This window comes from Streptomyces sp. NPDC059909, assembly GCF_042730885.1.
GTDB lineage: Bacteria > Actinomycetota > Actinomycetes > Streptomycetales > Streptomycetaceae > Streptomyces.
On the sequence record NZ_JBHWKX010000002.1, the window covers coordinates 55,741 to 79,675 of the forward strand.

General features: G+C 72.0%; 24 protein-coding genes and 1 pseudogene. 16 read left to right on the top strand and 9 right to left on the bottom strand.

The features are described 5' to 3' along the window. Positions 1–39: 39 nt before the first annotated feature. From ACFV9O_RS02280 to cobC, 3 genes are read left to right on the top strand one after another with little or no spacing between them, the layout of a single operon-like run. Positions 40–666, top strand: a complete 627-nt coding sequence (locus ACFV9O_RS02280) for a cobalamin biosynthesis protein (RefSeq protein WP_385411224.1) — start codon at positions 40–42, stop codon at positions 664–666. After that, entirely contained in the window at positions 663–1,511 is an 849-nt protein-coding gene (locus ACFV9O_RS02285) for a sirohydrochlorin chelatase (protein WP_385411225.1), read from the top strand. Before ACFV9O_RS02280 ends, ACFV9O_RS02285 begins: the two co-directional genes overlap by 4 nt. Next, positions 1,495–2,553 (top strand): Rv2231c family pyridoxal phosphate-dependent protein CobC, encoded by a 1,059-nt coding sequence (gene cobC / locus ACFV9O_RS02290; RefSeq protein ID WP_385411227.1) that lies wholly within the window; start codon positions 1,495–1,497, stop codon positions 2,551–2,553. The genes ACFV9O_RS02285 and cobC overlap by 17 nt, the downstream gene beginning before the upstream one ends. Before the next feature lie 289 nt (positions 2,554–2,842). On the opposite strand, the gene ACFV9O_RS02295 is transcribed toward cobC, so the two are convergent. Further along, complete coding sequence (locus ACFV9O_RS02295) at positions 2,843–3,421, bottom strand: TetR/AcrR family transcriptional regulator (protein WP_385411229.1); 579 nt, start codon at positions 3,419–3,421, stop codon at positions 2,843–2,845. A 91-nt stretch (positions 3,422–3,512) separates the two neighbouring features. Here ACFV9O_RS02295 and ACFV9O_RS02300 point away from each other — a divergent pair, with 91 nt between their 5' ends. After that, positions 3,513–3,959, top strand: coding sequence for an anthrone oxygenase family protein (locus ACFV9O_RS02300; protein ID WP_385411231.1), 447 nt, complete (start codon positions 3,513–3,515; stop codon positions 3,957–3,959). A 61-nt stretch (positions 3,960–4,020) separates the two neighbouring features. On the opposite strand, the pseudogene ACFV9O_RS02305 reads toward ACFV9O_RS02300, so the two are convergent. From ACFV9O_RS02305 to ACFV9O_RS02315, 3 genes and pseudogenes are all read right to left on the bottom strand, one after another. After that, positions 4,021–4,529 (bottom strand): annotated as a pseudogene (locus ACFV9O_RS02305) (hypothetical protein); the annotation flags it as partial. Between the two features lie 138 nt (positions 4,530–4,667). After that, entirely contained in the window at positions 4,668–5,594 is a 927-nt protein-coding gene (locus ACFV9O_RS02310; protein ID WP_385411233.1) for an SCO1860 family LAETG-anchored protein, read from the bottom strand. 556 nt (positions 5,595–6,150) lie between these two features. Next, positions 6,151–7,242 (bottom strand): amidohydrolase family protein, encoded by a 1,092-nt coding sequence (locus ACFV9O_RS02315; protein ID WP_385411235.1) that lies wholly within the window; start codon positions 7,240–7,242, stop codon positions 6,151–6,153. Positions 7,243–7,328: 86 nt separating this feature from the next. Here ACFV9O_RS02315 and ACFV9O_RS02320 point away from each other — a divergent pair, with 86 nt between their 5' ends. The 5 genes from ACFV9O_RS02320 to thpD all read left to right on the top strand — a co-directional run bounded on the left by ACFV9O_RS02320 (position 7,329) and on the right by thpD (position 11,957). Continuing rightward, complete coding sequence (locus tag ACFV9O_RS02320; RefSeq protein ID WP_385411236.1) at positions 7,329–8,432, top strand: pyridoxal-phosphate-dependent aminotransferase family protein; 1,104 nt, start codon at positions 7,329–7,331, stop codon at positions 8,430–8,432. 341 nt (positions 8,433–8,773) lie between these two features. Beyond that, the gene (ectA, locus tag ACFV9O_RS02325) at positions 8,774–9,271 is read left to right on the top strand and encodes a diaminobutyrate acetyltransferase (RefSeq protein ID WP_385411237.1); all 498 of its coding nucleotides are present in this window, start codon (positions 8,774–8,776) and stop codon (positions 9,269–9,271) included. 46 nt (positions 9,272–9,317) lie between these two features. Further along, positions 9,318–10,586, top strand: coding sequence for a diaminobutyrate--2-oxoglutarate transaminase (gene ectB, locus ACFV9O_RS02330; protein ID WP_385411238.1), 1,269 nt, complete (start codon positions 9,318–9,320; stop codon positions 10,584–10,586). A 73-nt stretch (positions 10,587–10,659) separates the two neighbouring features. Further along, on the top strand, positions 10,660–11,064 hold the full coding sequence (locus tag ACFV9O_RS02335) for an ectoine synthase (RefSeq protein ID WP_385411240.1): 405 nt from the start codon (positions 10,660–10,662) through the stop codon (positions 11,062–11,064). Between the two features lie 2 nt (positions 11,065–11,066). Further along, a complete protein-coding gene (thpD, locus tag ACFV9O_RS02340; protein ID WP_385411241.1) occupies positions 11,067–11,957 on the top strand; it encodes an ectoine hydroxylase in 891 nt (296 codons plus the stop codon). A 151-nt stretch (positions 11,958–12,108) separates the two neighbouring features. Here the strand turns inward: thpD and ACFV9O_RS02345 are convergent, their stop codons facing one another. Then, positions 12,109–13,185, bottom strand: coding sequence for an alkene reductase (locus ACFV9O_RS02345; RefSeq protein ID WP_385411243.1), 1,077 nt, complete (start codon positions 13,183–13,185; stop codon positions 12,109–12,111). A 156-nt stretch (positions 13,186–13,341) separates the two neighbouring features. Here ACFV9O_RS02345 and ACFV9O_RS02350 point away from each other — a divergent pair, with 156 nt between their 5' ends. After that, complete coding sequence (locus ACFV9O_RS02350) at positions 13,342–13,884, top strand: MarR family winged helix-turn-helix transcriptional regulator (RefSeq protein WP_385411245.1); 543 nt, start codon at positions 13,342–13,344, stop codon at positions 13,882–13,884. A 1-nt stretch (position 13,885) separates the two neighbouring features. On the opposite strand, the gene ACFV9O_RS02355 is transcribed toward ACFV9O_RS02350, so the two are convergent. From ACFV9O_RS02355 to ACFV9O_RS02370, 4 genes are all read right to left on the bottom strand, one after another. Continuing rightward, complete coding sequence (locus tag ACFV9O_RS02355) at positions 13,886–14,941, bottom strand: aminotransferase class V-fold PLP-dependent enzyme (protein ID WP_385411247.1); 1,056 nt, start codon at positions 14,939–14,941, stop codon at positions 13,886–13,888. Positions 14,942–14,983: 42 nt separating this feature from the next. Then, positions 14,984–15,694 carry a DsbA family oxidoreductase gene (locus ACFV9O_RS02360; RefSeq protein ID WP_385411248.1) on the bottom strand — a complete coding sequence of 237 codons (711 nt, stop codon included), beginning with the start codon at positions 15,692–15,694 and terminating at the stop codon, positions 14,984–14,986. Positions 15,695–15,845: 151 nt separating this feature from the next. Then, a complete protein-coding gene (locus ACFV9O_RS02365) occupies positions 15,846–16,460 on the bottom strand; it encodes a DUF1349 domain-containing protein (RefSeq protein ID WP_385411250.1) in 615 nt (204 codons plus the stop codon). A gap of 4 nt (positions 16,461–16,464) precedes the next feature. Beyond that, on the bottom strand, positions 16,465–17,991 hold the full coding sequence (locus tag ACFV9O_RS02370) for an aldehyde dehydrogenase (NADP(+)) (protein WP_385411251.1): 1,527 nt from the start codon (positions 17,989–17,991) through the stop codon (positions 16,465–16,467). A gap of 99 nt (positions 17,992–18,090) precedes the next feature. Here ACFV9O_RS02370 and ACFV9O_RS02375 point away from each other — a divergent pair, with 99 nt between their 5' ends. The 6 genes from ACFV9O_RS02375 to ACFV9O_RS02400 all read left to right on the top strand — a co-directional run bounded on the left by ACFV9O_RS02375 (position 18,091) and on the right by ACFV9O_RS02400 (position 23,799). Then, entirely contained in the window at positions 18,091–18,861 is a 771-nt protein-coding gene (locus tag ACFV9O_RS02375; protein ID WP_385411252.1) for an IclR family transcriptional regulator, read from the top strand. Beyond that, positions 18,861–19,328, top strand: a complete 468-nt coding sequence (locus tag ACFV9O_RS02380) for a GNAT family N-acetyltransferase (RefSeq protein WP_385411254.1) — start codon at positions 18,861–18,863, stop codon at positions 19,326–19,328. The genes ACFV9O_RS02375 and ACFV9O_RS02380 overlap by 1 nt, the downstream gene beginning before the upstream one ends. 112 nt (positions 19,329–19,440) lie before the next feature. After that, positions 19,441–20,439, top strand: coding sequence for a hypothetical protein (locus ACFV9O_RS02385; protein ID WP_385411255.1), 999 nt, complete (start codon positions 19,441–19,443; stop codon positions 20,437–20,439). After that, positions 20,436–21,680, top strand: coding sequence for a sensor histidine kinase (locus ACFV9O_RS02390; protein WP_385411257.1), 1,245 nt, complete (start codon positions 20,436–20,438; stop codon positions 21,678–21,680). The genes ACFV9O_RS02385 and ACFV9O_RS02390 overlap by 4 nt, the downstream gene beginning before the upstream one ends. A gap of 35 nt (positions 21,681–21,715) precedes the next feature. Then, the gene (locus tag ACFV9O_RS02395; RefSeq protein ID WP_385411767.1) at positions 21,716–22,330 is read left to right on the top strand and encodes a response regulator; all 615 of its coding nucleotides are present in this window, start codon (positions 21,716–21,718) and stop codon (positions 22,328–22,330) included. Positions 22,331–22,551: 221 nt separating this feature from the next. Next, positions 22,552–23,799 carry an RNA-guided endonuclease InsQ/TnpB family protein gene (locus ACFV9O_RS02400; protein ID WP_385411259.1) on the top strand — a complete coding sequence of 416 codons (1,248 nt, stop codon included), beginning with the start codon at positions 22,552–22,554 and terminating at the stop codon, positions 23,797–23,799. The last annotated feature ends 136 nt before the right edge of the window (positions 23,800–23,935 follow it).

Below are 23,935 nucleotides of genomic sequence, written 5' to 3' on the forward strand. Positions count from 1 at the left end.
GCTAGCGGATGCACCCCCGTCGGCGCCGGGTGCCACGCCATGAGCGCTCTTGTCGTCGGTGTCGGCGCGCGCCGGGGTGCCCCCTTCGATGAGGTGCTCGGGCTGGTCCGCCGTGCGCTGCGGGAGGCAGGAGAGGCCTCGGAGGCGGTCGTCGCCCTGGCGACGGTGGACGGCAAGGCGGCCGAGCCCGGGCTCGTCGCCGCCGCTGCCGCGCTCGGCGTCCCCCTGCGGACGTACTCGGCCCGGGAGCTGGCCCTGGTGCCCGTGCCGCACCCGTCCGGTGCGGCGCGGGACGCGGTGGGTACGCCGTCGGTGGCGGAGGCCGCGGCGCTCGCGGGCGGCGGCGAACTCGTCGTGCCGAAACGGAAGTCGGGGACGGAGGGGCGACCCGGCGGTGTGACCTGTGCGATCGTACGGCTTCCGGACCCCGATGTTGCGGCCCCTCGTGTTCCGGAAGCAGCCGAGCTTGTTCCGGAAGAGGCCGGGCGCCGGGCGGCGGGGTCCGGCACGATGTCGTCGGCCGGCGTGGAAGCGCCGACGGCACCCGCCGGGCGTGGATCCGGCCGCGTTGGACATGATCGATACCGACAGGACCCGCAGGACCCGCAGGACCCCCAAGACCCGCATCACCGGCACCACAGCCCCGTTTCCGAGGAGAACGTGTGACTTCCCCGCCCGCACTGCTCATCGCCGCCCCCGGCGCCCGGCACGACGCCGCAGCGGCCGCGTTCCAGGACCTCGTGGCACTGCTGGGCCGACGCCACCCCGGGATTCCCGTCGCGGGCGGGCTCGTCGGGGCCGACCGGTGGCCGGTCGCCGAGGCCGTGGACGAGCTCGTCACGGCGGGCGCGAGCACGGTCGCCGCCGTGCCGCTGGCGCTGGCGCCCGATGCGCGCACGGACGACGGGATCGCCGGGGCGCTCGCGGACGCGGCCGGAGAACATCCCGGGCTGTCCGTCGCCCGGAGCCGGGCGCTCGGCCCTGACCCGGCGCTGCTCGCCGTACTGGAGCGGCGGCTGGACGAGGCGCTGGGAGCGGGCGCGGCGGGCCGTACGCCGCGGGACCGTGCCGAGGTGACCGTCCTGCTCGTGGCGCCCGGCTCGACCGATCCCGAGGCCAACGCCGAGGTGCACCGGGCGGCGCGGCTGTTCTGGGAGGGGCGGGGGTACGCGGGGGTCGAGACGGCGTTCGTGTCCTCCGCGGCGCCCGATGTGCCGGCCGGGCTCGACCGCTGCGTACGGCTCGGGGCGCGGCGGATCGCCGTCGTGCCGTACGTGCTGTTCGACGGCGGCCCGGTGGAGCGGGCGCGGCTGCACACGGAGGGCTGGGCGGCGGCGCATCCGGACACGGACGTGCGGTTCGCGGAAGTGATCGGTCCCGTCGGGGAGTTGGCCGACCTGGTCGTCGAGCGCTACCGGGAGGCCGTTTCCGTGCCCGAATCCGTGCCCGTACCGGCACAGCACCGACCACCGTCCGTTCAGCGGCAGGACACTCATGCCGGCGCACACTGACACCCACGATCTGCGCCACCACGGCGACGCGGAGGTCCGCGACGGGCGGCTGACCGATCTCGCGGTCAACGTCCGCACCGGCACTCCCCCGGCGTGGTTGCGCGAGCGCATCACCGAGGCGCTGATGTCGCTCGCCGCCTATCCGGACGGGCGCGCGGCGCGGGCGGCGGTCGCGGCGCGCCACGGGTTGCCCGTGGAGCGGGTGCTGCTGACGGCGGGGGCGGCCGAGGCGTTCGTGCTGCTCGCGCGGGCCCTGCGGGTCCGCAGACCGGTGGTCGTGCACCCGCAGTTCACCGAGCCGGAGGCGGCGCTGCGGGACGCGGGGCATGCGGTCGAGCGCGTGCTGCTGCGCGAGCAGGACGGCTTCCGGCTGGACCCGGGGGCCGTGCCCGAGTCGGCGGACCTCGTCGTCGTCGGCAATCCGACGAACCCGACGTCGGTCCTCCACCCGGCGGACGCCATCGCCGGGCTGGCCCGGCCGGGGCGGATCGTGGTGGTCGACGAGGCGTTCATGGACGCGGTGCCGGGCGAGCCGGAGGCGCTGGCAGCGCGGACCGACGTCCCCGGGCTCGTGGTGCTGCGCAGCCTCACGAAGACGTGGGGTCTCGCGGGGCTGCGCATCGGCTACGTACTCGCCGCGCCGGCGACGATCGCGGCGCTGGAGCGGGCACAGCCGCTGTGGCCCGTGTCGACCCCCGCGCTGGCGGCGGCGGAGGCGTGCATGTCGCCCCGGGCGCTGGCGGAGGCCGCCGAGGCGGCCGAACGCATCGCCAAGGACCGGGCCCATCTCATGGCCGGGCTGGCGGAGTTCGACGAGGTACGGGCGGTGACGGAGGCGGAGGGGCCGTTCGTCCTGCTCCGCATGGAGCGTGCGGACGAGGTACGGGAGCGGCTGCGCGGTCTGGGCTTCGCGGCGCGGCGGGGCGACACGTTTCCGGGGCTGGACCGGCGGTGGCTCCGTGTGGCGGTCCGTGACCGTACGACGACGAACCGCTTCCTCCAGGCCCTGGACCAGGCCCTGACGGCAGTCGGCGCGCCCTGAGCCCCTGGGGGCCCGGCCCCGGGGTACGGGCGGGGGCCGGGCGCGCCCGGTGCCGTGACGGTGGGCCGGGGTGTCCGTCACGGCACCGGACACACGCACCGCCGAAGGCTAGGGCGCGGGGGTCGTGATCAATGAGCACCGCAGCTTCCGGGGCGGGTGCCCCGTCTGGGGTACAGGGCCCGGCGATCTGCGGCTGCGCCCGTGTGGGCGCGAGTGACCGGAAGCGATGCCGCAGGCAGGCAGCGGCGGGGCCCGAGGGCCCCGGCTGCGTGCCCGCCGGGATGGTGTGTCAGACCACGGCGAGCCGGTCCACCAGCAGCTCCACCCTCCGCTCGGCGTCCCCTGTGGGCAGCCGTCCCGCCCGGGTCAGGGTCGCCAGCCCGTGCAGGGCCGCCCAGAACACCTCGGTGAACAGTCCCGGGTGGACGCCTTCCCCGGCGACCTCACCGAGGCTTTCCAGCAGGGCGGCGAAGCCATCCTTCAGAGGCTCCGGGGTCTCCTCGTCCGCGAACGCCAGGCCGCCGTCGAGCTCGAACATGGCGTCGTAGACCGCCGGATTGCGCTCGGCGAAGTCGAGGTAGGCGCGGGCGAGGGCGGTGACCCGGGCGCGCGGGCCGTCCGCGGCGGAGGCCGCGGCCCGCAGCGCCGCGGCCATCTCGGTGGCACCCTCGAGGGCGACGGCGCCGATGATCTCGCGCTTGCCGCGGAAATGGCTGTAGAGGACGGGCTGGCTGTATTCGATGCGCTCGGCGAGCCGGCGGGTGGTGACCGCGTCCCAGCCCTGCTGCTCGGCGAGTTCGCGGGCTGTCGCCACGATGAGGCGCTCCCGCTCCGCCCGTTCGCGCTGCTTGCGTTCCTGTACCGACATGATTCGATCCTAGCACCGCTAGACAATCAACCGTCAGCAGTACTAGCGTTGCCTCATCATCTAGCAACACTAGATTCCAGGAGGGGTAGTCATGCTCGACGCACTCGAGGTGTTCACCACCGTGGTCGTCGGCGTGATGGTGGGGGTGGAGTTCTCCGTCGCCTTCGTCATCAACCCGATCCTCAGCGCACTCCCCGAGGACAGTGGCCAACTCGGCCGCGCCCACGGGGGCCGGATGCTCGGCGCCGTGATGCCGGTCTGGTACATCGGCTCGCTCGTCCTCGTCGCGGTCTGGGCCATCGCCGGATGGCACCGCCCCGGCGCCGGACTCGTCGTCACCGCCGGCGCGCTGCTGATCCTCAGCGTGATCATGTCGATCCTGTTGCTCGTCCCGATCAACAACCGGGGCAAGACGTGGACCCCTGACAACCGGCCCGCCGACTGGAAGCAGCAGATGAACCGCTGGGACCGCTTCCACTACGTCCGCGTCGCCGTCATCATCGCCGCCTTCGCCCTGCTGGCCGCCGCCCTCGCCTGAGCCCGCGGGCCGACACCGCGCTGGTGGCGCACAATCCCCACTCTGCAGAGCTCGGCGTCGGGTCGACGGGGCGTCCCCCTTTGCGGCCCTTCCTCTTCCGGTTCCCCGGGCGGCAGCGGGCCACCGAAATCCCGACATCCGGGAATGCAGCTACCCGGAAAGCTACCTCGCCGGGCTTCACCTGCGTGCCTCGGTGGCCGACGGGCCCGCGGACGCGCACCTTGTCCAGCACGGGGATGAACTGCGGGCCGTCGGCGGCCTGCCCAGCGGTCAGGACGAACGCCGGCGGACGGCACCTGCGGTCGGCGGCGAGGTGGACCTTGCTGGTCTGCCCACCCCGGGGAGGTCCCAGGAGTGCGGCCTCCAGCCGGAGTTTGCAACGGCGCCGGATGCGCCGTCGCTCTTCCCACCCGGGATCATCGTCGGTCTTCCGCCCGATTTGCTCTTCGCAACCGCCCCCTTTGACCTGGGCTTCTCCTCGGTGGCCTTCTCCAGCGCGTCGAGCGCGCGGGGATCGAGGTGCATCCCGGCGGCGTCTTGGTGGGCTCGGGCGGTGGTGGAGTCAACGCTGAACCGATCGGCAGGTACGGCTCGATGAACTCCCACTCCACATCGGTCCGTTGCCCACGTGTCATGCAAGACGATCTACCGGATCGAAGATCAGCGTGAGGGGAGAACCCGCTCATTGATCACGACCCGATACGCGCCCTAGTCCCGGGCCTGGCGGCGGGCCAGGAACACCGCCGCCGCCCCCGTGGCCAGGAGCCCGAACGCCCCGGCCGCGAAGTACGGCGTCGTCGCGCTGCCGCCGGTCTCCGCCAGGTCGTCCCCGGAGTCGGAGGACGCCAACTCCGGCCCGGCGGCAGCCGGCTCCGCGCCCGTCTGGGGCTCCACATCCGCACCGCCGGCAGGCGAAGGCGCCTCGCACGTCGCCGCCACCAGCGTCACCACGCCCTCCACCTCCGCGACATTCAGCTTCAGCGGGTTGACGGACACGTTCAGTTCGAGCGCGGTCGCCGCGGCCGTGCGCGACGTCGTCTCCGTACGGGAGAGGTCGAGCGTGACGTCGCCGACGCCCGGCACCTCGATGCGCGTCGTGCCCCCCGACGTCAGCGTGACCTTCTTGCCCAGCACCCGGACGGTGCCGAGCACGTTCGACTCGGCCACCGGCTTCTTGCCGGCCTCGCAGAGCGCGCGGGCCGTGACCTTCTCGACCTCGATCAGGGAGAGCAGCGGCAGCCCGGGAACGTGCACCTTCGCATGGGCGAGGGTCGTGGTCCCCTCGGCCCTCTCGCGGTCCGCGGTCGCCTTCGCGCTCGCGACATCCGCCCGCAGCACGCTGAACGGCCGTCCCTGGTCGACGCCTTCCACCTGGACGGTGAGCGCGGTCTTCTCGGCGCTCGCGGGGGCCTGCACCTCGTTGAGGGTGGCCTTCAGCGGCACATGGACCGTCTTGTTGAGCAGGGAGACGTCCAGGCCGGTTCGGAGCACGACCGCGCTCGCGCGCCCGTCGCCGCCGCCCGTCGCGTGTGCGGCCGGGGCGGTGGCGAGTGCCACCGGCCCGGCGGCCAGCGCGACGGCGGCCGCCGCGGCTGCGGAGCGGCGTGCGGGCATGCGGAAGGTGTTGCTGTTCAAGGTGGTGGAACCCCCACAGGAGACATGACATCGCCAGGCCCGCCCGCCACGGGGACTCGTGCGCGACGGCGGCGATCGAGAACACCGGAATCTTTACGCACCCAGAGTGAACTGGCGGACACCTGTGGTGAGTTCACTCCAAAGTGGCGTTTCCGTGCCCGTATTCGATTAAGCAGGTACGGACGTTCTCGTGATCGCTCCTGCGGCTGACCCTCGGGGCGTACGCCGTTGGGACTGGTGGGCTCGCATGTTGAGGTGTCGCGTACTCCTCGGTGAGGTCGGTCCCAATATCACCGTGCGTGGTCGCCGGGGGGCGTATCGGCTCCAGGTTCCACCGGCTTCGGTGACCAGCCGTGTGGCGGTCTTGTCGTGGTAGCCGAGAGCCTTTGCGATGACGGGGGCCGGGGCCTGGAGGACGAGTTGGCGGATCGCGGAGGTCCTGCCGCGCTGCGGAGGAACGCTGGACCTCGATGGAGACCTTCGCGTCCTCGCCGGCCTCCTCCAGGCGCTCGGCCATCAGCTTCCATCCGGCGTCCAGCGCCGTCACACACGCCCGTCAACCGATGACGCGCCCCCGAAGGATCACCCTCCGCGGTGCCCCCAGCACCCGCACGTCCGCCCGCGGATCCGCCTCGTACACCACGAGGTCCGCCTCCGCGCCCTCCTCGAGCCCCGGCCTGCCCAGCCAGCTCCGCGCGCCCCATGCCGTGGCCGACAGCGCCTCCACGGGCGGGATGCCGGCCTTCACCAGCTCGGCGACCTCGGCCGCGACGAGCCCGTGCGGCAGGGAGCCGCCCGCGTCGGTGCCGACGTAGACGGGGATGCCCGCGTCGTACGCCGAGCGGACGGTGTCGTAACGGCGTTCGTGCAGGCGCCGCATATGGTCCGACCAGCGCGGGAACTTCTTCTCGCCGCCCACTGCGAGCTGCGGGAACGTCGCGATGTTGACGAGCGTCGGCACGATCGCGACACCTCGCTCGGCGAAGAGCGGGATGGTCTCGTCGGTCAGCCCGGTCGCGTGCTCGATGCAGTCGATGCCCGCCTCGACGAGATCCCGCAGCGAGTCCTCGGCGAAGCAGTGCGCGGTGACGCGCGCGCCCAGCCGGTGCGCCTCGGCGATGGCCGCCTCGACCGCGCCGCGCGGCCAGCAGGCGCCCAGGTCGCCCGACTCGCGGTCGAGCCAGTCCCCGACGAGCTTGACCCAGCCGTCGCCGCGCACCGCCTCCTTCGCCACGTACGCGACGAGGTCGTCGGGCTCGATCTCATGGGCGTAGTTGCGGATGTAGCGGCGGGTGCGGGCGATGTGACGGCCAGCCCGGATGATCTTCGGCAGGTCCTCGCGGTCGTCGATCCAGCGGGTGTCGGAGGGCGAGCCGGCGTCCCGGACGAGGAGCGTGCCCGCGTCCCGGTCGGTCAGCGCCTGCTTCTCGCTGGTCGCCTCGTCCACCGCGCCGTGCTGGTCGAGCCCGACGTGGCAGTGGGCGTCGACCAGGCCCGGCAGGGCCCAGCCCTCGACGGTCCGCACGTCGTCCGCGCCCACGGGCCGCCGGTACGTGATCCGGCCGCCGACCACCCACAGCTCGTCCCGGACCTCCTGCGGCCCGACCAGCACCCGCCCCTTGACATGCAGCACCACGCGATCGCTCATGACCAGCACTCTACGAGCCTGCTCTACCCTCGATCGAGGGCGGCCGAGAACCCCCGTTGAACCTACGTTTCGAAGAGAGCACCGCCGTGACGCACCCGTTTCTGGACCTGGCCCCGCTGACCGCCTCGCACTTCGCGGCGATCGAGTGGCGGTTCGCCGCCCTGCTCTCCACCGGGCAGGACGTCGTGATCACGCAGGGTGAGGCGCTGCTTCCACTGGAGGCCTGCATCCGCAGCGGCGCCCGGCCGGGTTCGGCCGCGCTGAACGTGGTGACGGGGCCCTACGGCCAGACCTTCGGGAACTGGCTGCGCGACTGCGGGGCGGCCGTCGTCGACCTGGAGGTCCCCTTCCACACCGCCGTGACCGCCGAGCAGATCGCCCGGGCGCTGGAGCAGCACCCTGAGATCGACTTCGTGTCGCTCGTCCACGCGGAGGCGGCCACCGGCAACACCAACCCGGTCGCGGAGATCGGCGAGGTCGTACGGGCCCATGGCGCCCTGTTCATGCTGGACGCCGTCGCCTCCGTGGGTGCCGAGCCGCTGCTGCCGGACGCGTGGGGCGTGGACCTGTGCGTGATCGGCGCGCAGAAGGCGATGGGCGGCCCGGCCGGGGTGTCGGCCGTCTCGGTGAGCGGGCGCGCCTGGGAGCGCTTCGCGGCGAACCCGGCCGCGCCCCGCCGCTCGTACCTCTCGCTCCTCGACTGGAAGGAGCGCTGGATCGACGGCGGCCGCAAGGCGCTGCTGCACGCGCCGGCACAGCTGGAGATGCTGGCGCTGGAGGCGTGTCTGGAGCGGATCGAGGCGGAGGGCCTGGACGCAGTGACGGCCCGGCACGCGTCGGCCGCCGCGGCGACCCGTGCGGGTGCGGTCGCGCTGGGTGGCGGTCTGGCTCCGTACGTCCACGAGGCGCAGGAGGCGGCTCCGGTGGCGACCACGCTGCGCGCCCCGGCCGGGATCGACGCCTCGGACCTGGTGGCGAAGGCGCGGGCCGCCGACCCGTCGGTGCCGCTGATCGCGGGCGGTGGCGCCCTGTCCGCGGAGATGATCCGGGTGAACCACTACGGCGCGGACGCGACGCCCGGCGCCGTGGAGTCCTCGCTGGCGGCGCTGGGCGCGGCGCTCGGCGAGTACGGCCTCGAGGTGGATCCGGAAGGCGCCCGCCGCGCGGCCGGCGACGCCTGGGGCATGTAATGTCCGACATCTTGGAAACAAATAAATAGCGTATGAATTCAAGAATGCGGGGAGTTGCTTTATCGAGAGCAGCTCCCCGCATTCTTCTGCCCGGTTTCCCAGGGGCTAAACGCCAAAGTTCCAACAAGATCGACGCGGCATTTCGGGCCCGTTGCAGGTGTGTGACCGACCCCACACCGACGTGTCTTGTTGCCCGATAACTCCCGGTCAAACAGGGAGAGTTCGCCACGGCTGAGGGCGGCTTCGCGCCTGCGCGCGCCCGCGCGATAACACATGCCATCGCGCCGCCCAACCCCACCACCCGATGCAATCTCCGAATTTGCTCGCTAAATTCAATCCGCATGACCACCGCATTGAGCATCAACAGCCCACGCGTGGAGGACGGAGCCGCGATCTGGCGAATCGCGCGGGACTCCGAGGTCCTGGACCTCAACTCCTCGTACAGCTATTTGCTGTGGTGCCGCGACTTCGCCGCTACCTCCGTGGTGGCCCGCGGCACGGACGGTGAGCCGATCGCGTTCGTCACCGGATACATCAGGCCCGAGCGCCCGGAGACGCTGGTCGTCTGGCAGGTCGCCGTCGACGCCGCGCACCGCGGCCGCGGACTGGCCGGGGCACTCCTCGACGCGCTGACCCACCGCGTCGCGGCCAGGCGCGGGGTCCGCTCGGTCGAGACGACCGTCACCCCGGACAACAGCGCATCCGACCGGCTCTTCGCCTCGTACGCCGCCCGGCGCGGCGCGTCGCTGGAGCGCGAAGTCCTGTTCGACGGCGGGCTGTTCCCCGACGGGGCCCATCAGCCCGAAGTGCTGTACCGCATCGGCCCGATCAGCGGCTGATCCACGCTCGAACTCCGTCCGACCCCCACATCAGGAGTGAAACGCTGTGACCATCACCCCTCCCGCCCTTAGTGTCTTCGAGACCCTGGAGTCGGAGGTGCGCAGCTACTGCCGCGGTTGGCCCGCCGTGTTCGACCGCGCGCAGGGCGCCCGCCTCACCGACGAGGACGGCCACACCTATCTCGACTTCTTCGCCGGCGCCGGATCACTCAACTACGGCCACAACAACCCCGTACTGAAACGCGCGCTGCTGGACTATCTGGAGCGCGACGGCATCACGCACGGCCTGGACATGGCGACGACCGCGAAGCGCTCCTTTCTGGAGTCCTTCCAGAACATCGTGCTGCGGCCGCGCGATCTGCCGTACAAGGTGATGTTCCCCGGCCCGACCGGCACCAACGCGGTCGAGGCCGCGCTGAAGCTCGCCCGCAAGGTCAAGGGCCGTGAGTCGATCGTGTCGTTCACCAACGCCTTCCACGGGATGTCGCTGGGCTCGCTCGCCGTCACCGGCAACGCCTTCAAGCGGGCCGGCGCCGGCATCCCGCTGGTGCACGGCACGCCGATGCCGTTCGACAACTATCTCGACGGGCAGGTCCAGGACTTCCTCTGGTTCGAGCGGCTGCTCGAGGACCAGGGCTCGGGTCTCAACAAGCCCGCGGCGGTCATCGTCGAGACCGTGCAGGGCGAGGGCGGCATCAACGTGGCCCGGCCGGAGTGGCTGCGGGCGCTCGCCGACCTGTGCCACCGCCAGGACATGCTGCTCATCGTCGACGACATCCAGATGGGCTGCGGCCGCACCGGCGCCTTCTTCTCCTTCGAGGAGGCGGGCATCACCCCCGACATCGTCACCCTGTCGAAGTCCATCAGCGGGTACGGACTGCCCATGTCCCTCTGCCTGTTCAACCCGGAGCTCGACATCTGGGAGCCGGGCGAGCACAACGGCACGTTCCGCGGCAACAACCCGGCCTTCGTCACCGCGGCCGCCGCACTGGACGCGTACTGGTCCGACGGCCAGATGGAGAAGCAGACCCTCGCCCGCGGCGAGCAGGTCGAGCAGGCGCTGCTCGGGATCGCCGACGAGAACTCCGCGGACGGGGCCCACTTCCGGGGCCGCGGCCTGGTCTGGGGCCTGGAGTTCGCCGACAGGAGCCGGGCGGCCGCCGTCTGCGCCCGTGCCTTCGAACTCGGTCTGCTGCTGGAGACCTCCGGCCCGGAGAGCGAGGTGGTGAAGCTGCTGCCGCCGCTCACCGTGACGCCCGACGAGCTGGACGAGGGGCTTCGCACGCTCGCCCGCGCCGTCCGCGAGACCGCCTGACCCTGCGGGCCCGCACACCCCGCAGGGCGTGCGGGCCCGCACGCCCTGCACGTACGAAAGGAAGCGCACCACCGTGATCGTCCGATCGTTCAAGGACATCGAGAACACCGACCGCCACATCAGGTCGAAGTCCGGCACCTGGGAGAGCAAGCGCATCGTGCTCGCCAAGGAGAAAGCCGGCTTCTCCCTGCACGAGACCGTGCTCTACGCGGGTACGGAGACGTCGATGTGGTACGCGAACCACATCGAGGCCGTGCTCTGCGTGGAGGGCGAGGCCGAGCTGACGAACGACGAGACCGGCGAGGCGCACTGGATCGAGCCCGGCACGATGTATCTGCTGGACGGCCATGAGCGTCACACCCTGCGCCCCAAGACGGACTTCCGCTGCGTCTGCGTCTTCACCCCGCCCGTCACCGGACGGGAGGACCACGACGAGAACGGCGTCTACCCGCTCCTGACCGAAGCCGAGGAGGGCTGACCATGACCACCGCGCTCACCGATCTCTACCCGACCCGCGGCGCCACCGAGACGGCTGTCCCCCGCCAGGACCCGGTGGTGTGGTCCCCGCCCGGGGCGCCCGGCCCGATCGCCCCGTCCGCGCTCCAGTCGTACGAGCGCGACGGCTTCCTGGCCATGGAGGAGCTGATCACTCCGGCCGAGGTGGAGATCTACCGCGCCGAGCTGGACCGGCTCGTCAACGACCCGCTGATCCGCGCCGACGAGCGCTCCGTCGTCGAGCCGACGTCCCGGGACGTGCGCTCGGTGTTCGAGGTGCACAGGATCAGCGAGATCTTCGGGGCCCTGGTGCGCGACGAGCGGGTCGTGGGCCGGGCACGGCAGATCCTCGGCTCGGACGTGTACGTCCACCAGTCGCGGATCAACGTCAAGCCGGGGTTCGGGGCTTCGGGCTTCTACTGGCACTCGGACTTCGAGACCTGGCACGCGGAGGACGGCCTGCCGCGGATGCGGACGGTGTCGGTGTCGATCGCGCTGACCGAGAACCTCGACACCAACGGCGGCCTGATGATCATGCCTGGGTCGCACAGGACGTTCCTGGGCTGCGCGGGCGAGACGCCGAAGGACAACTACAAGAAGTCGCTGCAGATGCAGGACGCCGGTACGCCGTCGAACGGCGCGCTGACCGCGTTCGCGGACCGGCACGGCATCCGGCTGTTCACCGGCAAGGCGGGCTCGGCGACCTGGTTCGACTGCAACGCGATGCACGGTTCAGGGGACAACATCACCCCGTATCCGCGCAGCAACGTCTTCATCGTCTTCAACAGCGTGGAGAACGCGGCGCAGGAGCCGTTCGCGGCGCCGGTGCGGCGCCCGTCGTTCATCGGGGCGCGGGACTTCACGCCTGTGCGATGACCCGGGCGCTGCCGGGGGTCCGGGGGTCGTCCCCCGGACGACGCAGCATCGGGGCGCGGGACTTCACTCCCGCGTGCCGAACCGGTGAAGAGGGCCAGGGGCCGGTCGCGGGGTGCGCGGTCGGCCCCTTTCCGTGCCCGGTTCCGGCAGGTCAGCCGGTGAGCGCCGGGTAGTCGGTGTAGCCCGTGTCGCCGCCGCCGAAGAAGGTCGCGGTGTCCGGGGTGTTGTACGGACCCGCGGTCCGCAGCCTGGCCGGCAGGTCGGGGTTGGCCAGGAAGAGTGCGCCGAAGGCGAGGACGTCCGCCGTGCCGTCCTCGATCAGCGGCAGCGCGCCGTGGTCGGTGAAGCCCTCGGTCGACGGGTTGAGCACGAAGGTGCCGCTGAACTGCTTGCGCAGGGCCAGCGTCAGGTCCCGGAAGTCGGGGACGTTCTCGGTGATGTGCAGATAGCCGATGCCCAGCGGCTCCAGCTCCTTGACGAGCGTGAGGTACGTCGCCTCGGTGTCGGTCTCGGCCATGTCGTTGTACGGGTTGCCGGGCGAGAGGCGCAGACCGGTGCGGGCCGCGCCGATCTCCGCGGCCACGGCCCTGGTGACCTCGAGGGCGAAGCGGATGCGGTTCTCGACGGGGCCGCCCCACTCGTCGGTGCGCCGGTTGGTGTTGGTGCTGAGGAACTGGTGGATGAGGTAGCCGTTGGCGCCGTGCAGCTCGACGCCGTCGAAGCCGGCTTCGACGGCGTTGCGGGCGGCCGCGGCGAAGTCGCCGATGGTGGCGCGCACCTCGGCGCCGGTCAGCTCGCGCGGCGGGAGGAAGTCCTTGGGCCCTTCGCGGGTGTAGAGCTGCCCCGTGGCGGCGACGGGGGACGGCGCGACGCTGAGCAGCTCCTGGTCCGGCCAGAGCACCGGGTGGCCGATCCGGCCGGCGTGCATGAGCTGGGCGAAGATCCTGCCGCCGTTGGCGTGCACGGCGTCGGTGACCTCGCGCCAGGCGGCGACCTGCCCGGCACTGTGCAGCCCGGGGGTGTCGGGGTAGCCCTGCCCGATGGCCGAGGGCTGGATGCCCTCGGTGATGATCAGGCCGGCCGAGGCGCGCTGGGCGTAGTACTCGACGGTGGAGTCGGTCGGGGTCAGGCCCGGGCCGAAGGCGCGGCTGCGGGTCATGGGCGCCATGGCGATGCGGTTGGCGAGCCGCGTGCCGGACAGGTCGATCGGGTCGAAGGCGATGGTCATGAAGGCTCCCGGAGCAGACAATATTGGTCGGCCAAGTAAGCGGGTCGGGATCACTGTAGCGTATTAATTGGCCGACCAAGGTAATCTGTACGCGGGAGCATGTGGGACCGTCGCAGTTACCCGCGCACCCCGCCGGAGAGGTCCTGAGGAGGCCCGATGAAACCCGAGGCCGACCCCGTCTGTACCGACGACAAGCTGCCCGCTGCGGCCCGCTGCGGCCCGGTCAGCCATGCCGTCTTCCGGGTCGCACGGCTCCATCGCATCGCGGCGGGCAGGCTCCTCAAGCAGGTCGGGCTCTACCCGGGCCAGGAAACGGTGATGATGCGCCTCTGGGAGGCCGGTCCCGTACGGCAGTCCGAGCTCATCAAGGTGTGCGAGCTCGACCCGTCGACCGTCACCAAAATGCTCCAGCGCCTCGAGCAGACCGGGCACGTCCGGCGCCGGCCCGACCCGGACGACCGGCGCGCGGTGCTCGTCGAGGCGACCGACGAGAGCTCCGCACTGCTCTCCGCCGTGGAGCGCGTATGGGGCGAACTGGAGGAGCACACGGTGGCCGGGCTCGACCCGGCCGAGCGCGCCGAGCTGGGCCGGCTGCTGGCCAAGGTCGAGGAGAACCTCTGCACGGAGGCCGCCGAGTGCCCGCAGCGGCCGAGGGCCGATCTGCGGCCGGCCCAGGTCCCGCCCTGTCCTGCCCCGTGAATCAGGCCCTGACTCCGGACAGGGCCTCAAGCGCCCGGTCCACATCGGCGGCCGAATTGTAGAGATGGAACGAGGCCCGCAGATTGCCCACGCGGGCCGAGACGACGACCCCGGCCCGGGCGAGCTCCGGCTGCCGGTCGCCCAGCCCGGGAACGGCGACGATTCCGGAGTCCCCCGGGACGGGTCCGTGGCCGAGCTCCGTCAGTCCCGCCCGGAAGCGGGCCGCGAGGGCGGTGTTGTGGGCGTGGACCGTCTCGATGCCGATCTCCTCCAGCAGTGGGAGGGACTGCTCCGCCCCGTGGTAGGCGAGGAAGGCCGGCGGCTCGTCGTAGCGCCGCGCCGACGTGGCGAACTCCTCGACCGGCCCGTAGGTGCTCCCCCACGGGTCCTGGCCGCCCAGCCAGCCCGCATGGGCGGGGACGAGTGACTCCTGCGCCTCGGCGGTGACCGTCAGGAACGACGTACCGCGCGGGCACAGCAGGTACTTGAAGCCTGCGGTGACGGTGTAGTCGTACGCCCCCGCGTCCAGTGGCAGCCAGCCGGCGGACTGGCTGGCGTCGACGAGGACCCGGGCGCCGTGCGCGGCCGCGGCGGCCCGTACGGACGGAAGGTCCGCGATCCGGCCGTCCGCGGACTGCACGGCGGACAGGGCGACCAGGGCGGTCCCGGGCCGTACGGCATCGGCGACACCGTCGAGCGGCGCGAACCGCACCTTCAGATCGCCGCGGACCGTGAACGGCGTGACTACGGAGCTGAACTCCCCCTCGGGGAGGACGACTTCGGCCCCGGACGGCAGCGAGGCCGCGATCAGCGCCACGTGCACGGCCACCGAGCCGCCGGTCGCGACGCGCTCCTCGGATACGCCGACCAGGCGGGCGAAGGAGGCGCGGGCGGCGTCGACCGCGTCGAAGCTGCCCGCGCCTCCCGGGCGGCCGTCCGCGCTCTCATCGGCGAGCTTCTTGACGGCCTCGACCGCGCGGCGCGGCAGCAGACCACAGCTGGAGCTGTTCAGGTACGTCGACGTCGGCGCGAACTCGGCGCCTCCCAGAGTGTCCATGTACCCATCTGTACCCACCCTGTCCGGTCCTTGTCCGCGCGATCAGGCCTGCGGGACCTCGCACGCGCCGTCGGTGTCGCACGCCGCGGCGTCCGTGGTGCCGACCGGGACCAGGGTCCGGCCCTGCCAGGCCTGCTCCAGCGCCTGGGTGAAGACCTCGGCGGGCTGCCCGCCCGAGACCCCGTAGCGGCGGTCGATGACGAAGAACGGCACGGCGTTGGCGCCGAGCGCGGCGGCCTCGCGCTCGTCCGCCCGGACCTCGTCGGCGTAGGCGCTGTCGTCCGTGAGGACCGCGCGGGCCTCGTCGGCGTCCAGCCCGGCCTCCACGGCGAGCCCGACCAGCACCTCGGGATCGAAGACGGACCGCTCGTCGGCGAAGTTGGCCCGGTAGGCGAGGTCGAGGAGCTCGTCCTGCCGGCCGCTGGCCCTGGCCAGGTGCAGGAGGCGGTGGATGTCGAAGGTGTTGCCGTGGTCCCGGCCCTCGGTGCGGTACGCGAGCCCCTCGGCGCGCGCGTTGGAGGCGACATGCTCCTCCATGGCGCGGGCCTCGTCCAGGGTGCGGCCGTACTTCTTCGCGACCATGTCGATCACGGGCGCGGTGTCGCCCTTGGCGAGGTGGGGGTCGAGCTCGAAGGAGCGGTGCACCACCTCGATCTCGTCGCGGTGGGCGAAGGCCGCGAGGCCCTTCTCGAAGCGTGCCTTGCCGATGTAGCACCAGGGGCAGGCGATGTCGCTCCAGATCTCGACGCGCATGTCTCCGCTCTCTGCTCTCTGCGTTTTGTCCGGACGGCCTGTCCGGACGGCGTACGGGCGCGGAGGATCCCTCCGCTCCCGCTCTCAACGCACACAGCAGCCGTCTCATTCCGCGCCGCCGGACGAGGACCTGTTACCCGTCCGTCCGCCGTCAGGATCCGTCGCGCAGGCCCTCCGGCCACGCGGGCCGGTACTCGATCCCGTCGAAGCTTGCGACGCACCCCTCGCCCACCGGGGACTGGGCCATGAAGCCGACGAGCGCGGCCTCCGCCTGCTCCCGGCTGCCGAGGGTGAAGATGCGGACGAAGGTCCAGTGTTCGCCGTCCACCGAGGCGTGGAAGGCGAAGGCGGCTCCGGTGCGGCTGATCCGCAGCCAGGCGCTGTCGCCCTCCACGACGAAGGAGTTGGCGTCGTCGGAGTGGCCCCGAGTGACGACAGTGCAGATCGTCGGCCTGTCCGGGGACAGCTCCAGGCAGAGCTTGGCCCATTCCCGCTCGGCGACGTGGAGGTAGAGCACGCCCGCGTCGAAGGCGGCGCCGAAGCCCACCTTCACGCGGGCGATCAGCTGGAAGTCGCCCTCCGGCGCGCCGAGGAGGCGGGGCGCGTCGGAGACCGGGTCGAGGGCGTCGCCGGTGGGCGGCACGAAGCGGTCCTGGCGTGCGCCCGCCCAGCCGGTGAGCATGCCGTTCTCGTACGACCAGTCGGCGTCGGGTCCGTACGGACGTAGCGGGAAGGGGAGTTCGGGCAGGGTGATCTCGTCGGTCACCCGGTCAGCTTTCCAGACGCTCCTGGCGCCCGTCGACCCGGCGCGGAAGTCCGAGCGGGTTGTCGTCGCGGAGCTCGGGCGGGAGGAGCGCGGGCGGTGCCGACTGGTAGGTGACCGGGCGCAGCCAGCGTTCGATCGCCGTCGTGCCGACCGAGGTGGAGGTGGAGGTGGAGGCGGGGTAGGGACCGCCGTGGTGCTGGGCCGGGGCCACCGCGACCCCGGTCGGCCAGCCGTTGACCAGGACCCGGCCCGCGAGGGGCGTGAGGGCCGCGAGGAGCGCTGCGGCCTCGGGGTCGTCGTCGACGGCGTGGAGGGTGGCGGTGAGATTGCCGGGCAGCCGTGACAGGACGCCGGTGATCTCGTCCTGCTCCGTGTACCGGGCGACGACGGTGACCGGCCCGAAGCACTCCTCCAGCAGCAGGTCGTGCGGACCTTCGGCGGCCAGGTGCTGCGCCGGTACGGTCAGGAAGCCCGCGCTCACGGTGTGGTCTCCGCCCGGACCGGGCGTGACGGGCGCCTCGACGCCGTCCAGCGCGGCGCGCTCGGCGACGCCCGCGACGAAGGCGTCCCGCATCCGGTGGTCGAGCATGACGCCGGGCTCGGTCTCGCTCACGGCGGCCGTCAGGGACTTGAGCAGCCGGTCGCCCACGTCGCCCGCGGGGGCCAGGACGAAGCCGGGCTTGGTGCAGAACTGGCCCTCGCCCAGGGTCATCGACCCGGCCAGGCCCGTGCCGATCGCCTCCGCGCGCTCGGCGGCCGCGGCCTCGGTGATCACGACGGGGTTGAGGGAGCCGAGCTCGCCGTGGAACGGGATGGGCGTGGGGCGGGCGACGGCCGCGTCGAAGAGGGCACGCCCGCCGCGTACCGAGCCGGTGAAACCGGCGGCCGCGACCAGCGGGTGGCGTACGAGCTCCACGCCCGCGTCGAAGCCGTGCACCAGGACCACGACGTCCTCAGGGAGCCCCACCTGACGGGCGGCCCTGCGCAGGACCGACGCGCACAGCTCGGAGGTGGCCGGATGGTCCGGGTGGGCCTTGACGACCACGGGGCAGCCCGCGGCGAGGGCGCTGGCGGTGTCGCCGCCCGGCACGGAGAAGGCCAGCGGGAAGTTGCTCGCGGAGTAGACGGCCACGACCCCGAGGGGGATCTTCCAGCGGCGCAGGTCGGGCCACGGCGGGGTGCGGTCCTGGTCCGCGTGGTCGATGCGGATGTCGAGGAAGGCACCCTCGTCGACGACGTCGGCGAACGCCCGCAACTGGGCGGTGGTCCTCGCCAGTTCACCGGTGAGCCGTGCGGGACCGAGCGCGGTCTCGGCGTCGGCGGCCTCGATGACGTGCTCGCCCGCCTCGTCGAGAAGGCCGGCGGCGGTACGGAGGAGGGCGGCACGTACCGTACGGTCGGCGAGCGCGGGGAGCGCGGCGTGCGCGGCCCGTACCGCCCGGTCGACCTCCTCGGCTGTGGCCTCCACCGCAACCTGCTCACGCGGCTTCCCGGTTCGGGGGTCCACACTCCAGACTGGTGCTGCTCCCACCGCGGCTTCCTTCCCGGAGTTGTTCGGTATTCTGAACAGAGTTCCTGATGCTGAATGTGTGGGGACTCTATTTCCGGGCGTTTGAAGGGGTCAAGGGCCATGGCAGCTGTCGAGCAGGGTGGGGCACAGGTCAAGTCCGCGGTGCGGACGGTGGAATTGCTCGAGTTCTTCGCGGGACGTCCCGGTATGCACTCGCTCGCCGCCGTGCAGGAGGCCGTCGGTTATCCCAAGTCCAGCCTCTACATGCTGCTGCGCACCCTCGTCGAGCTGGGCTGGGTGGAGACGGACGCGACGGGCACGCGGTACGGCATCGGCGTGCGCGCCCTGCTCGTCGGCACGTCGTACATCGACGGCGACGAGGTCGTCGCGGCCGCCCGGCCCACCCTGGACCGGCTCTCGGACGACACCACCGAGACGATCCACCTGGCGCGTCTCGACGGCACGAACGTCGTGTACCTCGCCACCCGCCAGTCCCAGCACTACCTTCGCCCCTTCACCCGCGTCGGCCGCCGGCTGCCCGCCCACTCCACCTCGCTCGGCAAGGCGCTGCTCGCCACCCACAGCGACGAGCAGGTCCGCAAGATGCTCCCGGAGACGCTGCCCGCGCTCACCGAGCACACGATCACGGACCGGGAGCAGCTCATCGAGGAGCTGCGGCAGATCCGCGAGCAGGGCTACGCCGTGGACCGCGAGGAGAACACCCTGGGCCTGCGCTGCTTCGGCGTCGCGATCCCGTACCGCACCCCGGCGCGCGACGCGATCAGCTGCTCGGTGCCGGTGGCCCGGCTGACGCCGGCGCACGAGCAGATGATCAAGGACGCGCTGTTCGACGCGCGGGACCGGCTCACGCTCGCGACGCGGCGGCTCTGATGGAGGTGACCCTGCGCAAGGTCGAGGCACCGGACCTCGATCTGTTCTTCACGCACTTCCAGGACCCCGAGGCGAAGCGCATGGCGGCATTCGGGCCCGCGGGGCCGGTGGACCGTGCCCGCTTCGACGCGCACTGGGCGCGGATCCTCACCAACGAGGTCGTACGGACCGTGCTCGCCGACAGTGAGGTCGTGGGGAGCGCCTGCGTATACGGGGAGCCGGGCGACCTTCAGGTGACCTACTGGATCGACCGCGCCCACTGGGGGCGCGGTGTCGCCACCGAGGCACTGCGGGCGCTGCTCGCTCTCGTACCGGAGCGTCCGCTGTACGCCCGCGTCGCCGCCGACAACGCGGGCTCCTTGCGCGTCCTGGCCAAGTGCGGCTTCACCGTCACCGGACACGACCGCGGTTTCGCCCATGCACGCGGCGAGGAGACCGACGAGCTGATCCTCACGCTCGGCGGCTGAGGCGCGGGCGCCGCCCCGGTCGGCCGGCCGATGCGCGGGTCCGCCGCACGGCGGAGAGGGTTCCTCTCCAGGCAGGAGGTGGCGCGGGCGGCGGGCCGGAAGCCTGGGTGTCATGACACAGACACCGGCACAGACACCGCTCGACGCCGTCCGCGTTCCGCCCGCGCCGCGCCTCGGCCAGGGCCGCAGGCTGCTGCGCGCCCTCGCCATCGTGTCCTGCGCCCCGTACATCTCGCTCAAGATCGCCTGGGTGGCCGGCAGCGAGATCGGCATCCCCGAGGGCAGTGGACTCCTGGACCACCGCGTGCAGATGGCCGTCGTGAACAGCATTACGGTCCTGATGGACGCGGCCGTCGTCGTCCTCGCGCTGCTGCTCACCCAGCCCTGGGGGCTCCGGGTGAGGTCGTGGCTCCTGGCGTTCCCCATGTGGGTGGCGACCGGCCTGCTCGTCCCGATCATGGTGGGATTCCCGCTCCAGCTGCTGGTGGCCCTCGGCGGCGGCACGACGGCGCAGGACGCTCCGAAGGAACCGTTCCTCGACGAATGGGTCTTCGGCGTCGTCTACAGCGGGTTCATCGTGCAGGGACTGACACTGGGCACGCTCTTCGTGCTGTACGCCCGCGGCCGCTGGGGGCACCTGTGGCACGGAACGGTCTGGGATCTGCCCACCGCCGTGACCGGGCCCCGGATGCGGGCGACCACCCTGGCCGGGTCGGTGCTCGCGCTGTTCCCCGCCGTCATGCATCTGCTGTGGGCGGCCGGTTCGACGGCCGGACTGTCCCCGGCCGGGCTGGACCAGCGCACCACCGACTTCTACGTACTGGAAGGCGTCCGGGTGCTGTTCGTGGTGCTCGCCGTGACGGGCGTGCTGCTCCTCGCCTTCCGGCGCGGGCCGCAGCTGCGGGTGCGGACGCCACTGGCGCTCGGCTGGGTGGGTTCGGGAGTCATGGGCGCATGGGGCGGCTTCATGCTGCTCGTCACGCTGATGCCCGAGGCCGATCCGGACAAGGCGGCCACAGCGCTGATGACCCTGACCTACGCTGGGGAAATGATCACCGGACTGCTCCTCGCCACCGGCATCGCGTCCTTCCTGCGGCGACGCGGCGCGTGACGCGCGTGCTCAGGGCGCTGTTCGGGGCGCGGGCCCGGCTGCGCTGGGCCCATCTGATCCTGGGCGGCGCACTGTTGATGCCGTACTGGCTGCTGGGCACGGTCGTCATAGGCCCGCTCGTGGACACTCCGGGCCTGTTCCGCGGCTCCCTGGCCGTGCAGTTCGGGGCGTACGGGATCGCCCTGCCGCTGGCCGCGATCAGCGCGCTCTTCCCGCTGGCCCGGCCGCTGTCGGTGGCTGCGGCCCGCGCGATGTGCGGGGTGGCGGCGGACCGGTTCGCGGACGGGCCGGCGCGGACCCGGCAGGCCAGAGCCCGTACCGCCGCCTGGTACACGCTCCACTTGGGGCTCGGCGGACTGGTCAGCGGGGCGACCCTGGCGCTGCCACCGTTCGCGGTGGCGATCATGGTGCTGCCGTTCTCCGCGTCGCTGCGCGAGTCCGCGCTCGCGGAGCTCTGGTCGCTGAACGAGTCCTGGGTCGTGTACGCGGGCCTGCCCGCGGGGCTGCTGATGCTGCTCGCCCTCGCGGCATGCGCGGCCGGAACCGGAGCGCTGCTCGCCCGCCAGGCGCCGCTGCTGCTGGGCCCGACGCCCGAGGACCGGCTGGCGGCGGCCGAGCGGCGGGCCGCCGAACTCGCCGTCCGCAACCGGCTCGCGCGTGAGCTGCACGACTCGGTGGGCCATGCGCTGAGTGCGGTGACGCTCCAGGCCGGTGCCGCCCGCAAGGTCCTGGACAGCGATGTGGAGTTCGTACGGGAGGCGCTGGCGGCGATCGAGGAGACCACGCGGCGGACGGTGGGCGAACTCGACTCGGTCCTCGGCCTGCTGCGGAAGGGAGAGGACGACGGCGAGCTGGCCACGCCGGGGCTCGACGCGCTGGACGGGCTGCTGCTCGCACACGCCGGACAGAACGTGGCGTACGAGGCGTCGGGCGACCCGGCCGCCGTACCCGAGGCGGTCTCCCGCGAGGCGTACCGGATCGTCCAGGAGGGACTGAGCAACGCGCTGCGGCACGGCGGCGCCGTGCCCGTGTCGCTTCATGTGCACGTACAAGACGAGGAGTTGGAGCTGATGATGGAGAACCCGCTGCCCGAGCGGGCACCGGTGGTACGCCCGGGCGGCGGACGTGGTCTGCGCGGCATCGCCGAGCGGGCCACGCTGCTCGGCGGCCACGCCGAGGCAGGACCGTGCGACGGCCTGTGGCGGCTGACGGCCCGCATCCCGCTGGGCGGTGCACGGTGAGCGCGATCCGGGTCGTCGTCGCCGACGACGAGCGGATGGTCCGCGCCGCACTGCGGGTCATCCTCGACGCCGAGCCGGACCTGGACGTGGCCGGGGAGGCGGCGACGGGTGCCGAGGCGGTCTCGGTGGTGCGCGAGCTGCGGCCCGACGTGGTGCTGATGGACGTCCGCATGCCGGAGATCGACGGCATCGGGGCCACCCGGCAGATCCTCGGCTCGATGGACGAGCCCCCGCGGATCGTGGTCGTGACGACCTTCGAGAACGATGCGTACGTGTACGACGCCCTGCGGGCCGGCGCCGCGGGCTTCCTGCTCAAGCGGGCCGCGGCGGAGGACCTGGTGGCTGCGGTCCGGCTCGTCGCCCACAGCGACTCGCTCCTCTACCCGGCCGCGCTCCGCGGCCTGGCCGCCGCGTACAGCACCCGCAAGGCCACCCCGCCGCCGTGGGCCGCGCGCCTGACGGAGCGGGAGGCGGACGTGCTGCGCCTCATGGCGACGGGCCTGACGAACGCGGAGATCGCCGAGCGGCTGCGGGTCGGCCCGGCGACGGTGAAGACGCATGTGGCGGCCGTCCTGGCGAAGACGGGCACCCGGGACCGTACACAGGCGGTGATCGCGGCGTACGAGTCGGGATTCATCACCCCGCGCTGAGCCGCACGCCCCGGTGCCGATGCCGCCACCGACCGCGGCACCGGGTGGGCCTGGATGTCGTTCACCCAGGACCTCAGGGACAAGGAATCGCATCCTGGTTCCGGCGGTGCGGAGCACCGCGGCGCCCGCTGGCGCGGAGCGCAGGGAAGGATCCAGACCGGATCAGGTGAATGTGCCGTGTTCGAATGTCGATGCCAGGGATGCCGGCTAGCGTCGCGGGTGTGAAACTGGTGGTTCAGGTGAAGTTGCTGCCGACGCCCGTGCAGGCAGCGGCACTTGAGGCGACCCTGCGCGCCTGCAACGAGGCCGCCACATGGGTGGGCAAGGTCGCATTCGAAAAGGATGTGAAGAAGAACTTCGCGCTGCGCAAGCTCACCTACGGCGAAGTGAAGGCGCGGTGGGGACTGGGGGCGCAGGCCGCTCAGCATGTGATCAAGAAGACGTGCGACGCCTACCGCACCCTGGCCTCGAACCTGAAGGCGGGGAATCTCGGCAAACCCGGCTCGAAGCGCTACCGGCGCGCGAGTGAGACGCCGATCGCCTTCCGCCCTGAGGGTGCGCAGCCGTATGACGACCGGATGCTGTCCTGGCAGGTCGACCAGCGGCGCGTCTCGATCTGGACAGTGACAGGCCGGGTCAAGGACATTGCGTTCACCGCTTCCCCGGAGCAACTGGCCTGCCTGGCCCTCCACCGCCAGGGCGCGTCGGACCTGATCGCGCGGGATGGCATGTGGTTTGTGATGGCGGCCTGCGAGATCCCCGAGGCTGAACTCACTACGGATCCATCTGACTTCCTCGGCGTCGATCTGGGGATCGTGAACATCGCCACCACCAGTGACGGCGAGATCATGGCAGGGCGCCGGCTCAACCGCATCCGCGCCCGAGAGCGCCACCTGCGGCAAAAGCTCCAGAAGAAGAACACCCCGTCCGCAAAGCGGCGGCTGAAGAAGCGCCGGCGCCAGGAGGCGCGGCGGGCACGGGACATCAACCACAAGATCGCGAAGCATGTGGTGGCCGAGGCTCAACGCACCGGTCGCGGGATCGCCCTGGAAGATCTCACGGGCATCCGCGAGCGGGTACGGCTGCGCAAGCCCCAACGGGCCACCCACTCCAGCTGGAGTTTCCACCAGCTGGGAGCCTTCATCGGACACAAGGCCCGCCGGGCGGGGGTGCCGGTGGTGTACGTCGATCCGGCGAACACCTCCCGCACCTGCGCCGAATGCGGCCACGTCGACAAGGCGAACCGCGTCTCGCAGGCCTGGTTCGCGTGCCGGAGCTGCGGATTCGTTGATCACGCGGACCGGAACGGCTCCCGTAATATCCGCGCCCGCGCGCGGGCGTTGTGGCGAAGCGGGGCCGAGTCAACGGCCCCTGCCCCACCCCCGGGAACTCTGGGTGGGACTGGACGCAAACGCCGCGTCACCGCCAGTGGCGCACGTTGTGCAAACCCGTCCCCTAGCGACGGGTAGTTGACTCTGCTCCTGGTGCTCGCTCTGCTGGTGCGGGCCACCTGGGTGAAGTAGCCCCCGGTTGCGGACCGGGGCGGGGCGCACGGTATGCAGGGGTCGTTCACCGTCAACACCCCCTCAACACCCCTTGTCTGCG

Excerpts from the sequence above, each read along its gene's own strand:
- ACFV9O_RS02345 (WP_385411243.1), bottom strand. The coding sequence starts at position 13,185 with ATGACCATCGCCTTCGACCCGATCGACCTGTCCGGCACGCGGCTCGCC.
- ACFV9O_RS02350 (WP_385411245.1), top strand. The coding sequence starts at position 13,342 with ATGAAACCCGAGGCCGACCCCGTCTGTACCGACGACAAGCTGCCCGCT.
- ACFV9O_RS02280 (WP_385411224.1), top strand. The coding sequence starts at position 40 with ATGAGCGCTCTTGTCGTCGGTGTCGGCGCGCGCCGGGGTGCCCCCTTC.
- ACFV9O_RS02360 (WP_385411248.1), bottom strand. The coding sequence starts at position 15,694 with ATGCGCGTCGAGATCTGGAGCGACATCGCCTGCCCCTGGTGCTACATC.
- ACFV9O_RS02300 (WP_385411231.1), top strand. The coding sequence starts at position 3,513 with ATGCTCGACGCACTCGAGGTGTTCACCACCGTGGTCGTCGGCGTGATG.
- ACFV9O_RS02385 (WP_385411255.1), top strand. The coding sequence starts at position 19,441 with ATGACACAGACACCGGCACAGACACCGCTCGACGCCGTCCGCGTTCCG.
- ACFV9O_RS02395 (WP_385411767.1), top strand. The coding sequence starts at position 21,716 with ATGGTCCGCGCCGCACTGCGGGTCATCCTCGACGCCGAGCCGGACCTG.
- ACFV9O_RS02295 (WP_385411229.1), bottom strand. The coding sequence starts at position 3,421 with ATGTCGGTACAGGAACGCAAGCAGCGCGAACGGGCGGAGCGGGAGCGC.
- ACFV9O_RS02355 (WP_385411247.1), bottom strand. The coding sequence starts at position 14,941 with ATGGACACTCTGGGAGGCGCCGAGTTCGCGCCGACGTCGACGTACCTG.
- ectA (WP_385411237.1), top strand. The coding sequence starts at position 8,774 with ATGACCACCGCATTGAGCATCAACAGCCCACGCGTGGAGGACGGAGCC.
- cobC (WP_385411227.1), top strand. The coding sequence starts at position 1,495 with ATGCCGGCGCACACTGACACCCACGATCTGCGCCACCACGGCGACGCG.
- thpD (WP_385411241.1), top strand. The coding sequence starts at position 11,067 with ATGACCACCGCGCTCACCGATCTCTACCCGACCCGCGGCGCCACCGAG.
- ACFV9O_RS02380 (WP_385411254.1), top strand. The coding sequence starts at position 18,861 with ATGGAGGTGACCCTGCGCAAGGTCGAGGCACCGGACCTCGATCTGTTC.
- ACFV9O_RS02375 (WP_385411252.1), top strand. The coding sequence starts at position 18,091 with ATGGCAGCTGTCGAGCAGGGTGGGGCACAGGTCAAGTCCGCGGTGCGG.
- ACFV9O_RS02315 (WP_385411235.1), bottom strand. The coding sequence starts at position 7,242 with ATGAGCGATCGCGTGGTGCTGCATGTCAAGGGGCGGGTGCTGGTCGGG.